13 protein-coding genes are annotated in these 13,113 nt (G+C 35.1%); 11 read left to right on the top strand and 2 right to left on the bottom strand.

Going from position 1 to position 13,113, the window contains the following annotated elements; genetic code table 11:
- Nucleotides 1–100: 100 nt before the first annotated feature.
- Together AC3WJF_RS11355 and AC3WJF_RS11350 are read left to right on the top strand one after the other, a co-directional pair.
- Entirely contained in the window at nucleotides 101–724 is a 624-nt protein-coding gene (locus AC3WJF_RS11355) for a CAP domain-containing protein (RefSeq protein ID WP_492452200.1), read from the top strand.
- Between the two features lie 129 nt (nucleotides 725–853).
- Nucleotides 854–1,603, top strand: a complete 750-nt coding sequence (locus tag AC3WJF_RS11350; protein WP_492452234.1) for a metallophosphoesterase family protein — start codon at nucleotides 854–856, stop codon at nucleotides 1,601–1,603.
- A 38-nt stretch (nucleotides 1,604–1,641) separates the two neighbouring features.
- Here the strand turns inward: AC3WJF_RS11350 and AC3WJF_RS11345 are convergent, their stop codons facing one another.
- Nucleotides 1,642–2,124 (bottom strand): hypothetical protein, encoded by a 483-nt coding sequence (locus tag AC3WJF_RS11345; protein ID WP_492452198.1) that lies wholly within the window; start codon nucleotides 2,122–2,124, stop codon nucleotides 1,642–1,644.
- A 237-nt stretch (nucleotides 2,125–2,361) separates the two neighbouring features.
- Here AC3WJF_RS11345 and AC3WJF_RS11340 point away from each other — a divergent pair, with 237 nt between their 5' ends.
- From AC3WJF_RS11340 to panF, 3 genes are read left to right on the top strand one after another with little or no spacing between them, the layout of a single operon-like run.
- Entirely contained in the window at nucleotides 2,362–3,147 is a 786-nt protein-coding gene (locus tag AC3WJF_RS11340; protein WP_492452196.1) for an alpha/beta fold hydrolase, read from the top strand.
- Between the two features lie 43 nt (nucleotides 3,148–3,190).
- A complete protein-coding gene (locus AC3WJF_RS11335) occupies nucleotides 3,191–3,448 on the top strand; it encodes a YhdT family protein (protein ID WP_492452194.1) in 258 nt (85 codons plus the stop codon).
- A gap of 5 nt (nucleotides 3,449–3,453) precedes the next feature.
- Nucleotides 3,454–4,902 (top strand): sodium/pantothenate symporter, encoded by a 1,449-nt coding sequence (gene panF / locus AC3WJF_RS11330; protein ID WP_492452192.1) that lies wholly within the window; start codon nucleotides 3,454–3,456, stop codon nucleotides 4,900–4,902.
- 14 nt (nucleotides 4,903–4,916) lie between these two features.
- On the opposite strand, the gene bcbE is transcribed toward panF, so the two are convergent.
- Complete coding sequence (gene bcbE / locus AC3WJF_RS11325; RefSeq protein ID WP_492452190.1) at nucleotides 4,917–6,191, bottom strand: bacillibactin exporter BcbE; 1,275 nt, start codon at nucleotides 6,189–6,191, stop codon at nucleotides 4,917–4,919.
- A gap of 120 nt (nucleotides 6,192–6,311) precedes the next feature.
- Between bcbE and AC3WJF_RS11320 the strand changes: the two genes are divergently transcribed.
- The 6 genes from AC3WJF_RS11320 to AC3WJF_RS11295 all read left to right on the top strand — a co-directional run bounded on the left by AC3WJF_RS11320 (nucleotide 6,312) and on the right by AC3WJF_RS11295 (nucleotide 13,055).
- Nucleotides 6,312–6,944, top strand: a complete 633-nt coding sequence (locus AC3WJF_RS11320) for an MOSC domain-containing protein (protein ID WP_492452189.1) — start codon at nucleotides 6,312–6,314, stop codon at nucleotides 6,942–6,944.
- 301 nt (nucleotides 6,945–7,245) lie between these two features.
- The gene (locus AC3WJF_RS11315) at nucleotides 7,246–8,229 is read left to right on the top strand and encodes an ABC transporter ATP-binding protein (protein ID WP_492452187.1); all 984 of its coding nucleotides are present in this window, start codon (nucleotides 7,246–7,248) and stop codon (nucleotides 8,227–8,229) included.
- Nucleotides 8,229–9,194: an ABC transporter ATP-binding protein gene (locus AC3WJF_RS11310; RefSeq protein WP_492452232.1), complete on the top strand. Its 966-nt coding sequence runs from the start codon at nucleotides 8,229–8,231 to the stop codon at nucleotides 9,192–9,194. The genes AC3WJF_RS11315 and AC3WJF_RS11310 overlap by 1 nt, the downstream gene beginning before the upstream one ends.
- A gap of 218 nt (nucleotides 9,195–9,412) precedes the next feature.
- Nucleotides 9,413–11,005, top strand: a complete 1,593-nt coding sequence (locus tag AC3WJF_RS11305) for an ABC transporter substrate-binding protein (protein ID WP_492452185.1) — start codon at nucleotides 9,413–9,415, stop codon at nucleotides 11,003–11,005.
- Between the two features lie 136 nt (nucleotides 11,006–11,141).
- The gene (locus tag AC3WJF_RS11300; protein ID WP_492452183.1) at nucleotides 11,142–12,143 is read left to right on the top strand and encodes an ABC transporter permease; all 1,002 of its coding nucleotides are present in this window, start codon (nucleotides 11,142–11,144) and stop codon (nucleotides 12,141–12,143) included.
- A gap of 18 nt (nucleotides 12,144–12,161) precedes the next feature.
- A complete protein-coding gene (locus tag AC3WJF_RS11295; RefSeq protein ID WP_492452181.1) occupies nucleotides 12,162–13,055 on the top strand; it encodes an ABC transporter permease in 894 nt (297 codons plus the stop codon).
- Nucleotides 13,056–13,113: the final 58 nt, after the last annotated feature.

The raw sequence follows: 13,113 nt of genomic DNA, 5'->3' as shown, positions 1-13,113 counted from the left end.
CTCTTTTTTTATTTTTTAAAATTCTATTACAGTTCTGGGATAAATCTTTTAGAGAGTGAAACAATAATGAATGTAATGATACTGAAATTGGGGGTAATATATGTTAAAAAAATTATTTGTATTTTCATTTGTAATTCTGTTGATTTTTCCTAGCAATAGTTTTGCGCAAATAAAAATGTTTAAAGAACCACCATTTGATTATTATAAAGTTTCAAAAGGTGATACGTTTTGGTTCATCGCCAAACGATATGGATTGGATTACAAAAAATTAATGTCTTTAAATCCTACTGTTCAACCAAGGAATATGCAAATTGGAGAAGTGATAAGGTTAAGAGAAACGGCACCAAGTACATCCGGATTTGAAAATCAGGTAGTACAGTTAGTGAATAATGAAAGAGCAAAAAGAGGACTAAAATCTTTATCGCATAGAGCAGACCTACATAATATGGCTGAGAAAAAGGCGATGGATATGATCAATTCCAATTACTTTTCACATAATAGTCCTAATTATGGTTCCCCGTTTGATATGATGAGAACATTTGGAATTACCTATCTTGCTGCAGGAGAAAATATAGCTGAAGGACAAAAGTCACCACAGGAAGTAATGAATAGTTGGATGAATTCAACTGGTCATAGGGAAAATATATTAAAACCAGAATATAATTGTATAGGTGTAGGATTTTATCACGGTGCATGGGTTCAAGAATTTATCCAATCACGATAATAAAAGGTTTGGATTATATCCAAACCTTTTTCTATTTATCCGGTGAGTCAGTATGTGTTTATGTTTAGAATTATATGATAAAATAATTAATAATATTTAATTTACGAAATGGATTAGGACAGAGTGGAGATGGGTGCAATAGAGAAGCGTATACTTGTAATCAGTGATATTCACGGTTGTTTAAAAGAGTTTAAAGAGTTGCTGAAAATTGCAAACTTTGAATCATCAAATGATCAATTAATATTATTAGGTGATTATATAGACAGAGGTGAAAATAGTAAGGAAGTCGTTGAATATGTAAAAGAACTAGTAGAAACATGTGGTGTGATTGCTCTAAGGGGAAATCATGATCAAATGTTTTATGATTGGTTAAGTGAGCCAATTGAAACACTTGAAAGGTATTTCCGAAATGGCGGGCTAGCAACGATTCAATCATTTATTTCGGAAAATTTAACTGTGGAGATGGCAGAAGAAGATACATATAGGAATTGGGCAAAAATAATTTTGGATTCAAATAAAGACCTCATAGATTTTCTTGGTAGCTTGCCTTTATATTATGAGATGGACAACTTTATTTTTGTCCATGCAGGTATTAATCCTAACTATAATGATTGGAAAAATACGAGTGACCATGAATTTATTTGGATTAGAGATCCATTTCTACATTTTGATCATCCATTTGACCAAACGATAATACATGGTCACACGCCAACTTTTATGCTTCAAGATGACCCAAATATTTTTTATGGTAATAAAAAAATTGGCATTGATGGTGCGTGTGTTTATGGTCACCAATTAAATTGCTTAGAAATTCACGACGGACATTTCTCACATTACTTTGTTAAAAAAGAGAGGGAGTATTGTGAACAGGAAAGCTGATCATTTACTCCTCTTCTATTTTTATTAATTAAAGAAGTCTAAGCATGCTTATATAATTTAACTGATATAATAGGAATAATAAAAAGTCCGATAAATAATGATAGCATTAATAAGATTAATGAAGGTGCGGAAAGACTTGTGTCTATTTGTGATAAATAATGTTCGGAAAAAGAAGAAGCATCATTGCCGTTAATGGTAGCTGAAGAATCTAATATTTTTTGATTATCTATATCATAGAAATATGTTCCGCTTTCATGAAAATAAAAAATACTGTCCCTCACATCAGTATATTTCGCAAATATAGCCATGATATTTCGATTTTCAGTGTTCCCATTCTCGGTAACATCTGCTTGGAACTCTTTAGTATCGGTAAGTTTAACGGAACCATTTTTGTAGTAAGGGCGTTCTTTTTGTAAATACTTATCTAAGATATTACCTGCACTAGTGATATCGTCTGCAAATGCATAAAAAGGAATAATTAGAAGGATAAGAGTAATTAGAAAAATGGTCTTTTTTATCATCGTTACACCTCTTCCAATTGTAATGCTTTATGTTAAATATATAGAAGAATGATGTAAAAAATGATTAATACGTAAATAAAATAAGAATCTAAAGTAGACAAAAGAAGTAATTAACGATTATCGAAAAAATTAATAGAAAAAAGGAACAGACACATTTCATAAAATAATCATAATTGGAAATCCTAAGAAAAGGTGAAGCTACTTGCTTCACCTTTGTTAATTCTAAGGGGGTACAGAATGCCTGTTGTAAAAATGAAACATAAAAATATATTTTATGATGATATTGGACAAGGTTCAGTTATATTATTTGTTCATCCACCCGGAATGGGAAGAAAAACATTTATAAAACAGTTGCCATTAGCAAAAGCATATAGATTGATAATTCCAGACTTAAGTGGACATGGAGACAGCCCAAGCAGCGCCACTAACATTACAGTGGAAACATACATAGAAGAAATTGAGGCTATTAGACTACAAATAAATGTAGATCAATTATTTCTTTTTGGATATTCTGCAGGAGGGATTATTGTACAAGAATATGCAATTCAATTCTCAAACCATGTGAAAGGAGTTATATTATCTGGTGGGTACCCAAAAATTGACTCAGCACTATTGAAAAATGAACATTTAATTGGAATTTACTTAGCGGAACATTTTCCGAAAGTATTAGCAAAGATCTTAGCTATCAGTCACTTTCATGAAAAAAAATTACAAGATGAAATGTATAGGCATATTTTAAAGTCAAATCAGAATATATGGGAGGGTTTCTATAAAGTATCTTTACAGTATAACAGTTTAAGCAGGCTGGACCAATTTTATGCACCGTTAATGCTTTTGTATGGGACTAGATCGGATTATATAAATCATCATGTTCAGTTATACCCAAAAATCATTGATACTGAAATTCATTTCATTTCTTCTATTGGTCATCAAATACCAACAAGAAAATCTCGTATACTAAATACATTAATTCAACAATTTATTCAAAAACACGATTTAGATTACAATAATAATATTATGTAAACAAACGAATATACATATTTATATTTTGGGGAGGTTTTGAAGTTTGAAAGATCAGGTTCGTTTTAGAATTGCTAAAAGGGAAGCTTGGATTGGAGTTGCTTTAGCGTTTTTTCATTTTATTTGGTGGTATGGGTTTGCCTATGGATTAGGCAAGGAAAAAGTGGAAAAGTATACATATATTTGGGGATTGCCAGCGTGGTTTTTCTACAGCTGTATTCTAGGATTCTTTGTGGTTGTCATTCTGGTAATACTAACAGTGAAATTTCTGTTCAAGGAAGTTCCTTTTGAGGAAGAAGGGTAAAGGCAATGAATATACAAGTTATTATTCCATTATTATTATTTCTTATCATTTTCTTTATTGTAGGCATGTTTGCTCTTAAATATGTAAATACATCTAATTCGTTTGTCCAGGAATACTTCTTAGGGAATAGGCAATTCGGTGGATTTATTTTAGCAATGACAATGGTTGCAACGTACGGAAGTGGTAGTAGCTTTATTGGTGGGCCAGGTGCAGCATATTATTACGGCTTAGCTTGGGTTTTGCTTGCCATGAGTCAGGTTGTCACAGGATATTTTGTTTTGATGGTATTAGGGAAAAAATTTGCTATTATGTCAAGGAAATATAACGCTATTACTTTGATTGACTTTTTAAAAGCTCGTTATGATTCAAATTGGGTAAATATCTTGGCAGCTATCAGTATAATCGTATTTTTATTTTCAGCTATGACTGCTCAATGGGTTGGCGGTGGAAGATTGATGCAATCCATATTAGGAGTTTCCTACACTACAGCTCTATTTATTTTTGCAGTCTCCGTTCTCCTATATGTTATTATCGGAGGTTTTCGAGCTGTTGCTTTTACTGACACGATTCAAGGAATTGTCATGCTTCTAGGGACTATAATTCTCCTTATAGCCACAGTAAAAGCTGGTGGTGGTCTTGAAAATATTATGGCGGATTTAAGGAAGGAAAATCCTAATTTACTTAGCCCGTATGGTTCTGATAGAAGCTTGACCCCTACATATATATCTTCCTTCTGGATTCTTGTTGGAGTAGGGGTAGTGGGACTTCCGCAAATAGCTATCAGGGCTATGTCTTATAAAAATGCCAAAGCTATGCACAGAGCAATTATTATAGGTACTATTGTTATTGGAGTCATTATGTTTGGAATGCATTTTATCGGAGTATTAGCCAGAGCCATTGTCCCTGGAATAAATAATGCGGATACGGTAATGCCGATTGTGACAATGAAAGTATTGCCATCTTGGCTAGCCGGAATTGTATTAGCTGCTCCAATGGCTGCGATAATGTCAACTGTTAATTCTATTTTGATACTCGTTTCATCGGCAATAGTAAAAGATATTTATATTGGCTACATTAATAAGGATGCAGAAGACAAAAAAATCAAGAGTTTAAGTTTATGGACTACCACGATTGTTGGCGTTGCCATTTTCTTTTTAGCGATTCATCCACCTGATTTATTAATATGGCTAAATTTATTTTCATTTGGCGGACTGGAAGCAGTATTTATTTGGCCGATTGTCCTTGGGCTCTATTGGAAAAATGGCAACAAATACGGTGCGATTTCCTCAATGATCATTGGTATGTGCAGCTATATTTTATTTGACCGTTTTCATCCTAACCTTTTCGGAATGCATACCGTAGTTATTCCAATTTTACTATCTTTTATTGCATATGTTGTCGTATCAGTATCAACCTTGCGTATAACGAACGTCAAAAGAAGCAAATCTTTTTGATTTGCTTCTTATTTTTAAACAGATGAATGGACAGGTTTATTTTCTTGCTCATTTTCTTTATTTGGTTTGATGGATACAAATGCTAAAACAGCTGCGATTAGACAACAAACAGCTAATATCATAAACATGACCATTAAATTATTTTTCATAAAAAACGCCATTACTGGTGGGCCAGCTGCAACACCGATATATCGCATTGAACTATAAAAAGAAGTAATGGTGCCTCTTACGTTTTTCTCAATCGTTTGAGTTATGAGCGCATCCAAACAAGGAAGTCCAGCACCGATGCCGATTCCACATACTAGAAAGACAATAATCAAGTAAATAAATTGGTTCGATAAGCTTACTGCTAAAACGGATGCTCCTGCTAATACAAGACCAATAAAGGTAATCCATTTCATTAAAACCATATTGTCCTTTATTTTTTTTCCAGCAATAAATGATGCTAAACAAAGACAAGCAAGTGGGATGGCAAGGATGAATCCTTTTTTCACTCCATGGTAATGATAAGTATCTTCCAGTACGTTTGATAGATAGAACAAAACCGCAAATAAGACAAACATTAAGATTGCACCGATGATAAAGACAGCAAATAACCAGCGACCATGCTGATGAAAAACTTCCCTTGTATTTTTTATAAATGTTTTAAAATCTGGCCCTTTTTTATCATTTTTAGGTTTTTTAACTAAAAAAATAATAGATATGACTGAAATAATACAGAATACGGGAATGGAAACAAAAGGTAAGTACCAAATAAACCCTGCTAAAAATGATCCTAATATGGGGCTTAAAACTTTTCCGAAAGTATTGGATGTTTCAATAACTCCTAATGTCGCACTTACATCTTTATCCCTTCGAAACATATCCCCTACTAAGGGCAAAACAATCGGTGCTGCACCAGCTGCTCCTATTCCTTGTAGAATTCTGCCAATTAAGATCATGGTATAAGGGTTACCCATTTTCCAAGCCGCCCATGCTGAAATTACTCCTCCAATTCCTGCTAAGAGTAATGATGGGATGATAACTATTTTTCTTCCATATCGGTCTGATAAATATCCTGCAATTGGTATTAGAAATATTGCAACAATGGAATAAACAGTTATGATTAAACTAGATTGAAGCTTGGAAATGTCTAGTTTTTTCTCCATCAACGGTAATACTGGAATTAACATAGAATTCCCTAGTGTCATAATTAAGGGAATCGATGCAATTGATACAATTTCCCATCTTTTTTTGTGAATTTCATCTTGGTTTGCATCATTTTTTACAGTATCATTTACATGTTCCATCTTTAATTTCCTCTCTTTAGGTACTATCCTTACTATTTACTTATTTGCTTTTTTTATGATGGAATTAAAGTACAACTTTTTTAGAAAGATGTGCACATACATATTAGAAAGGTGATTAAAATGGAAATAAAGAGTCTTAATATAGGATTACCCAAAACGACTGTGTTTAGGGAAAAACAATATAGCACAGGGATTGATAAAAAACCTATTCGTGAATGTTGGTTATCCAAGAATGGTTTTGCAAATGATGGTGTTGCAAATACTGATTATCATGGGGGAGCAGATCGTGCTGTTTGTTTTTATGCTTTCGAACATTATCAAGATTGGGAAGAAGAGTTTTATCAACAATTCCCACTTCCATCATTTGGAGAAAATTTAACTGTTACAGGAATGGTCGAAAACTCCATTTGTATTGGAGATATATATCAAATAGGTGAGGCTACTGTTCAAATCACACAAGGACGTATTCCATGTGCAACGATTTCACAGCACAATAATTTAGATATCATATTAAAAAGGATTATCGAAACCTGTAGAACAGGTTATTTTGCTCGAGTTTTGGAGGAAGGGATGATTGAACATGATTCTAAGATTCAATTATTGGAAAAACATCCCCAACTTATCGATGTTCATTTTACGATCGATACATTTTTTCATCAATTAACTATCGAACGAATCGAGAAAATCCTGCAAATAAAAGAGTTAGCTGAAGATATGCGAGATAAGTTTACTAAGCGTTTAACAAGATTATGAACACTTCAGCTCTTATTAGTACCACACAAAGAGCATTTAAATGTAGATCGAAAATTCATCTTCCTTATCTGTAATTTCCAAAAGAATACAAAATAGAGAGTCTTTCATTATGAACATGAAAACTCTCTATTTTTTGTAAATTTCAAAATTTTTTATAAAAACTATTTTCAAATAAAATATTTAAAGGTAGAATGTTTAGAAAACATAGAATTATTTTTTGTGCATATTTTCACTGGACAAGCATTTATAATTGCTGTTTGTTAAGGCTTACTAGAAATTCAACAATGAAGGGAGCGGTAACATGGAGAGTCCGGTCTTAGAAGTAACTGCATTAAATACCTCGTTTGTTACAGATAGTGGTGTCATCCCAGTTGTGAATGAAATGGACTTTGTTGTAAACAAACGGGAAATACTTGGAATTGTTGGAGAATCAGGATGTGGAAAAAGTGTCACCTCCTTATCCATAATGGGACTTATACCAACCTCAAATGGAAAAGTGGATGGGGAAATTGTATTTAATGGTGAGAACTTGGTTCATGCCTCTGAGAAACGAATGAGAAATATACGAGGCAATGATATAGCAATGATTTTTCAAGAGCCAATGACAAGCTTAAATCCTGTGTTTACTATTGGAGATCAATTAATAGAAGCAGTCAAAATTCATAGAAATTGGTCGAAGAAAAAGTGCAAAGTTCATGCTATTGATATGCTTAAAAAAGTAGGTCTTCCTCGAGCAGAAGAGTTAATGAAAGAATATCCTCACCAGTTGTCAGGAGGTATGAGGCAGAGGGTAATGATTGCGATGGCTATGCTTTGTGAACCAAAGTTATTAATAGCCGATGAACCTACTACTGCATTGGACGTAACGATTCAGGCTCAAATACTTGATTTAATGAAGAAGTTAAATAGAGATACAGATACTGCCATTATAATGATTACACATGATCTTGGTGTTGTAGCGGAAATGTGCCAAAGAATCATAGTAATGTATAGCGGAAAAATTGTAGAAGAAGCAGATGTTCGAACGCTTTTTAAAGCTCCCAAGCATCCTTATACAGTCGGGTTAATTAACTCGATTCCAGATATGAGGACAAAAAAAGATCTCTTAGAATCAATCCCTGGAAATGTGCCAAAACCCGGATCCATTGAATATGGCTGTCACTTTGCACCAAGATGTCCTCACGCTTTTGGGCGCTGCCTTACTGAAACCCCAGAGTTAAAGAGTTTGCCAAATGGACAAAAAATTAGGTGCTTTCTTCATGATGATACGGAGGTAGCCCAATGATGAATGAACCGCTGATTAAAATAGAGAACCTCAAAAAGTCTTTTCCAGTACGAGGCGGTGTTCTTGGTACAAGCGTTGGTGAGGTAAAAGCAGTTGATGATGTATCATTTACGATACATAGAGGGGAAACTTTAGGGCTAGTCGGAGAAAGCGGCTGTGGAAAGTCCACCACTGGCAGAATGCTGCTAAGACTCCTTGAACCAACAAGTGGCAAGATTACCTTCGAAGATAAGGACATTATGAAGTTATCTAAAACGGAACTACGGAAAATGCGAGGACAGATGCAAATGATATTTCAAGATCCTTTTGCATCTTTAAACCCAAGGCATACTATCGGGAAAATATTGGAAGAACCTTTAATCGTTCATGGTATAAAAGATCGAATGGCAAGAAAAAGAAAAGTAAAAGAGCTTTTAGAAGTTGTTGGACTAAACGAATACCATTTAAAACGGTATCCTCATCAATTTAGCGGCGGACAGAGGCAACGTATCGGTATTGCCAGAGCATTAACCCTTAATCCAAAACTAATCATTGCGGATGAACCAGTGTCCGCATTGGATGTTTCCATTCAGGCACAGGTTTTAAATCTTTTAAAAGATTTACAAAAAAACTTTGATCTTACCTATTTATTTATAGCGCATGATTTAGGTGTTGTACGACATATTAGCGACCGTGTGGGAGTTATGTATCTAGGCAGGATTGTCGAACTTGCAGATAGTGAGGAAGTTTACAATAATCCAAAACATCCGTATACACAAGCTTTGTTGTCTGCGGTTCCCATTCCAGATGTTGATTTTCAAAAAGAAAGAATCATTCTTCAAGGGGATGTTCCAAGTCCAGCCAACCCACCTAAGGGTTGTGCATTCCATACACGCTGTCCGTATGCAATGGAACAATGCAAAAGTGTGAAACCTGAATTTAAAGAAATTGAAAGTGGCCATTTCGCTGCGTGTCATCTTCATTGAAGATTGAACATACCATTTTAAATGAGATTGTTATGCAAATCGTATCTTTCGTAAATTGTATTAAATGCTAATTTATCTTGGTTTCGCGGCATCTTTTCTTAAAAAGGCTAACAATACTTAAGTTGAAAAAGGAAGGTTAAAAGCTTCCATTTGCAAAACAACAAAGTTTAAGAAAAGAGCCTTTAATAAAATACAAAAAAAGACAAGGGGGAAATAACATGAAGAAAAAATTATGGGGAGTATTTGTATCAATCCTCATTCTATCACTCGCTTTAATGGGCTGCGGGTCATCCCAATCGAGTGGCGGAAAATCACCAGGAAAGCAAAAGATACTTGTTTATGCACGTGGTGGGGATGCTGTAAAACTTGATCCTGCAGCTGTAACAGATGGCGAATCCTTGATTGTGGCAGAACAAATATTTGAAACGTTAGTGAAATTCAAAAAAGAAACAACGGAAATTGAACCATCATTAGCAAAGTCGTGGGATATATCTCCTGATGGAAAAACGTATACCTTTGAGCTACAACAAGGAGTCAAGTTCCACGACGGTACTGATTTCAATGCAGAAGCAGTTGTGAAAAACTTTGACCGTTGGGCAAATGGAAATGTAGATAAATTCCCTTATTACCAATCTCAATTTGGGGGTTTCAAAGGTGAAGACGCGGCTGTAATTAAAGAAGTGAAGGCATTGGATACTTATAAAGTTGAATTCACATTATTTCGACCTCAAGCACCATTCTTGAAAAATCTTGCTATGACTCCATTCTCGATTTCCAGTCCTGCTGCAATCGACAAATGGGGGGATAAGTATATCGAGCATCCAGTTGGTACAGGTCCATTCAAATTTGAAAGCTGGAAACGCGATGATGCCATTACAGTTGTTAAAAATGATAAATACTGGCAAAATGGGTTACCTAAAGTAGATAAGGTGATTTTAAAGGTAATTAAGGACAACTCTGCAAGATTAAATGCTTTAATAAAAGGGGATGTCGATTTAATTGATGGTTTAAATCCGAGTGATGCGGAGAAAGTAACATCAGATAAAAATTTACAATTATTTAAACGCCCGTCTATGAATTTAGCATACCTTGGATTTAATGTGAAAATGAAACCATTTGATAATCCGAAGGTAAGAATTGCATTAAGTCATGCGGTAAATAAGGAAGCTCTGATTCAAAACTTCTATGAAGGTTCGGCAATTCCGGCAAAGAATCCGATACCGCCATCTGTTAGCGGTTATAATAATGATATTAAGGATTATGACTTTAACTTGGATGAAGCTAAGAAACTTCTTGCAGAAGCAGGATATAAAGATGGATTTAGTGTAGATTTATGGACAATGCCAGTTGTACGTCCGTATATGCCAAATGGTCAAAAAGTGGCTGAAGCACTTCAAGCTGATTTCGCTAAAATCGGGGTAAAAGCTAAAATTGTCACAATGGATTGGGGAACTTATTTAGATAAGCTTGCTAAAGGTGAAGCTCCAATGTATATCGTTGGTTGGACTGGTGATAACGGTGATGCTGATAACTTCTTATACGCCTTATTAGATAAGGATGCTATTGGGTCAAACAACAATTCTCAGTATTCAAATGATGAGCTTCATAAATTGCTAATTCAAGCTCAAACAGAAACTGACGAAAATAAACGTAATGAGCTTTACGAACAAGCGCAAGTGATCATTCATAATGATGCGCCATGGGTTCCATTGGTACACTCTACACCATTGTTGGCTGGAAAGAGCACCATAAAAGGGTTTTTCCCACATCCAACTGGTTCGCAAAGCTTTGCAGATGTATCCATTGACTAGACAAATAGGGGAGGAGAATTCTTCTCCCCTTTTTATTCTCAAAAATTGCTAGATTGTTAGAAAAAAATCGGTTATAGAATACAAGAAATTAAGGTTTTTGTAAAAGGTAGATACATAAAATGGGAGGGAAGTATTAATGGTTGCCTATTCAATACGCCGCTTATTTATGCTTATTCCAGTCTTATTAGGGATGGCGATCATTGTCTTTTCATTAATCCATGCTATTCCTGGTAATCCGGCGCAAATGATTCTTGGTCAACATGCTACAAAGGAGTCCATTGCAGCGTTGACGAAGCAATTGGGATTAGATCAGCCTCTATATTTACAATTTTTTCATTATATTCGAGATCTATTAAGTGGAAACTTAGGAACATCTTTAAAGACAGGAGATGCAATCACCCATGAAATTTGGCCGTATTTAAGTGCAACTATAGAATTATCTGTTGTGGCAATGATCATAGCGATTATTGTTGGCGTAAATGCAGGTATTATTTCAGCCTGGTTTCAAAATTCATGGTTTGATTATGTTGCAATGCTTTTAGCACTTGTTGGTGTGTCCATGCCAATCTTCTGGCTAGGTTTAATGGAGCAATATACATTTTCTATTCATTTGAATTTATTGCCAACGACAGGTAGGGATGATATTCGTGATCCTGTTCAAGCAATTACAAATCTATATTTAATCGATACCCTATTGGAGGGCAGATTTGATCAATTCATTATTGTCATTAAGCATTTAATTTTGCCTAGTGTGGCTTTAGCAACTATTCCAATGGCGATTATTGCAAGGATGACAAGATCGAGTATGCTGGAAATAATGCGTTCTGATTTTATTCGAACGGCTCGAGCGAAAGGCTTAAGAATGTTTTGGGTTGTATATAAGCACTCCTTGAAAAATGCTTTTATTCCAGTATTAACTGTTATTGGATTACAGACAGGTTTACTATTGGGTGGAGCGATATTAACTGAGACTATCTTTGGCTGGCCTGGTATTGGAGGATATATATATGATGCGATCCAGTCAAGGGATTACCCTGTCATTCAATCTGGAATACTTGTCGTTGCACTTATTTTTGTTTTGATTAATCTCATCATAGATTTACTTTATGCCGCCATCGACCCACGGATAAAATATTAATTTGAGGAGGTAGATTCAATGTCTGAATTATCAACTACCGTTACACAGAAACCCATTGTAGAAGAGCCATTGATATCTCCGTGGCGAGAGGGATGGAAAAGCTTTAGGAAAAATAAAGTTGCCCTTATTGGCTTAATTATTGTTGTTTTCTTTATCCTAATGGCAGTATTCGCCAAATTCATTGCGCCGTATGGAATAAATGACCAAGTTTTTAAGGACAAGCATCTGCCTCCATCTGCAAAGCATTGGTTTGGTACGGATGATTTCGGCCGGGATATTTTTAGTCGCGTTATTTATGGAGCGCGAGTATCACTTAGAGTTGGATTTTTATCTGTTGTAGGATCTGCCATAATGGGTTCTTTTCTTGGCATTATTGCAGGATATTATGGAAGATGGCTGGATGCCATTATTTCAAGGATATTTGATATATTACTGGCGTTTCCAAGTATTTTACTTGCTATCGCAATTGTCGCTATGCTTGGTCCATCTTTACGAAATGCTTTAATCGCGATTGCAATTATTAATATACCAACGTTCGGAAGGCTTTTAAGGGCAAGAGTACTCACAGTAAAAGAAGAGGAGTATATTACTGCAGCAAAGGCGATTGGAATGAAGGATAGTCGAATTTTATTGCACCATGTTCTTCCAAATAGCTTGGCACCTATTATTGTGCAAGGATCATTATCGATTGCGACAGCCATCATTGAAGCGGCAGGACTCGGTTTCCTTGGATTAGGTGCACAGCCCCCGACACCAGAGTGGGGAAAAATGTTATCTGATTCAAAGGATTTTATCATTCAAGCACCGTGGACCGTCTTGTTCCCTGGTATTGCGATCATGTTAACGGTACTAGGGTTCAACTTAATTGGGGATGGATTAAGGGATGCTTTAGATCCGAGAATGAAAAATTAATAGGTATCAAAAAAACAGCGAAGAATCTCTCTTTGCTGTTTTTTTGATACCTATATAA

The organism is Heyndrickxia sp. FW510-T9 (genome assembly GCF_058781025.1).
The sequence above is the reverse complement of the archived record's forward strand: the minus strand, read 5'-3'. Positions and strand labels throughout refer to the sequence as shown.